Origin of the sequence: Synechococcus sp. R55.7, from assembly GCF_047461955.1 — a bacterium.
Taxonomy (GTDB): Bacteria; Cyanobacteriota; Cyanobacteriia; order Thermostichales; family Thermostichaceae; genus Thermostichus.
In genome coordinates this window covers 1-2,603 of the sequence record NZ_JANSIC010000285.1, presented here as the reverse complement: position 1 = coordinate 2,603, position 2,603 = coordinate 1, and the positions used below count along the sequence as shown (strand labels likewise).

Sequence of the window (2,603 nt, the reverse complement as noted above, 5' to 3'; positions counted from 1 at the left end):
AGGGCATCTTGGTTGAGTTCGCCAGTGCGGATGCGGATGGTTTTTTCGACGGGGCTGATGAAAATCTTGCCGTCCCCAATTTCGCCGGTGCGAGCCGCTGCAATCAGCTTCTCCACCACCGTATCCACCAGGTCATCTTCGACCACGATCTCCACTTTCAGCTTTTGTAGGAACTCTACCGTGTACTCGGATCCCCGGTAACGCTCGGTTTGTCCCTTTTGCCGGCCAAAACCCCGTACTTCACTTACGGTCATGCCGACAATCCCGGCATTGACCAAAGCAATTTTGACCTCATCCAACTTAAATGGCCGGATCACGGCCTCGATTTTTTTCATCTGCCTCCTGCACCCTGAACAGTTCCGCTAATTTCTAACACTACCAACACCTGTGAATTGTAAAAACGGATACATTTTTTATCTCCTACTGAAGATGATTACCACTCTGGGTTGGCTCCCGTCAAGACTGGAAGGTCAAGCTTAAGCTACCCTAACGGGAGGAAGCCTCCGATGGGGTCTCACCAACATCCACGGGCGGCTGAGGGCTAAGAGAGGCCAAGCTGGCTGTAATGAGCGCTACCGCAAGCCACCACAGCATTTGTACCTGTGGACGATACCAGATGGTATCCACCAAGCCGTGGAGCATCATGCCGGTGCAAGCGGCCAAGCCCGCTGCCACCCACAGACCCTGGGGATCCCGCAAGTTGAGCAAAGTTTTCCAGCATCTCCAGCCGTGATCCCAGAGCACCAAGAGGAACCAGGCGAAAGTTAAAGATCCGATGAAGCCAGTCTCTACGGTGAGCTGCAGCGGCACCGAATAGGCTCCAAGGGCGCTGAAGTTGCCTCGTTGGTAGAGGGGATAGACGCGGTTAAAGGCAACATTACCGGGGCCGATCCCCAAGATGGGAAAGTCGCGGATCATCTCCAGCACCGCCGCCCAGACATTGAGGCGAAAGTTGTTGCTGGTATCCAACCGCCCCCAAAAAAGGCTCTGCACCCGCAGCCGCAGGGAGCGTACCGTCAGGATCCCGAGCAACAGAGCAGCCCCCCCTCCGCCCAACAGGGCCGGCAAGGCCCAACGCCGCCAGCGGGCTGGCAAATCGACAGAATGCCACTGTGCCAACAGCACGGCCATCAGGGTGAGCATGGCCAGCCCCCCAATCCAGGCGCCACGACTGTAGGTGAGCAACAGGCAAATCAGGTTCACCGCCGTCGTAAACCCGGCCAGGAGTTTCGCCCCCCAACTGGGCCAAATCCAAGTGGCGGCCAGCCCCAGAGGAATGACCGGGATCAAGTAGCCCCCATACAGATTTGGATTGCGCAGATAGCTGTACACCCGCGTCAGACCCGCCAAACCCGACTCCGGATCCACCCAGGTGGCCAGTTCCGCTGCCCCATATAAGTATTGCCGCAGGCCATGGATCCCCATCACCAAGCTGACCAAAAGCAGGGATCCAACGATCCCATCTCGGAATTGGGGTTTGCGCAGCAGACGATGCAACAACAGATAACCAGCCAGGTAGAGAGTCAACTTCAGCCAGCCATCCCGTGCTGCGTAGGCAACCGGAGAGAGAATCGTTGCCAAGGTGGCAATTCCCCAGAAAAGGACCAGGGGCAGATGCAGCGGCAGCCCAATCGGCGTTTCCACCAAAGTGCACAGGCCCACCAGAGCGGCCATAGCCAGCAAAATCAGGCCCAGGATGCCGGTGGAGCTTTGCGCAGAGAAAACCCAGTAAAGCAGTACTAGCCCCAGGCCGATGCGGTCGGAAGTTTGAACCAATATGCTGCTCTTCCCCCAACTTTGCAGGGATCCCAATAGACGACCCAAAAGGCTTCCCTGCCACCAAGCCTTGATGGGAAAATCGCGCAGCAGAAAACCGTGCCACCGTTGCGTTGCTCGTTCCATAACCCTCCGGAGCCTGTTGGGCACAAGTTCATACGCCCCAAGTCACCTTCCGATTGCGTCGGTGGGACGAAGTTCTAGCTTATATCCCCAGAGGCAAGGAGACAACGAAGAAGAGCGCAACCTCTTATCGCGCCAGCCGGACAAAGTACCCCTCAACAAAAACAAAGAACCGGCTGACTCACAAGACTCTACAAGACAAAAGGCATCGAAGAGTTATCAAAGTTGGGTTTTCAATCTTAAGAACAAGTCTCTGTAAAAAGCAAAGAAGAACAGCAGGAAAAACTACAAAAAGCTCTATCTCAATCTTCAATCAAATGTTGGATTGCCGCAATCGAAGATCTCCTGACCTACCACAGACCGATTCTCAAAAGATTCTTCAGGCAACACAGGCTAACACTTGACCTTGAGATCCTCTTTCACCTTCGGCATTAGGAGAAGGGATTTGATCGCCTAAGCGGGATCCAGACCAACCTTCCTTGGCTCTAACTGCGTTCTGGGAATTGGAGTTGGAATAGTGAATCTGAATACGAGTAGGACGGCCCAGACCCAGGGCGGATCCCATGCAACGGGCTAAGATTTGCACCTTAAACTCAAACTCGCCAATGCCATCCATAATCTTTAACCCTGCAGTCTCTGCTCCTAATTCAACTGTAGGAGAAGGTCTACGAAACCTCTTCAGTGGGAATACAGAACTTTTTGAG

At 54.3% G+C, this 2,603-nt stretch carries 3 protein-coding genes; all 3 read right to left on the bottom strand.

Features of this window, described 5'->3' with window-relative positions; genetic code table 11:
- The coding region (locus NW820_RS11735; RefSeq protein ID WP_011430352.1) for a P-II family nitrogen regulator at positions 1-335 on the bottom strand (335 nt) is incomplete at its 3' end.
- Between the two features lie 151 nt (positions 336-486).
- On the bottom strand, positions 487-1,902 hold the full coding sequence (locus NW820_RS11730) for an IctB family putative bicarbonate transporter (RefSeq protein ID WP_414407575.1): 1,416 nt from the start codon (positions 1,900-1,902) through the stop codon (positions 487-489).
- Between the two features lie 376 nt (positions 1,903-2,278).
- Positions 2,279-2,603 (bottom strand): hypothetical protein (locus tag NW820_RS11725; RefSeq protein WP_414407574.1); only part of this gene is annotated, 325 nt, incomplete at its 5' end.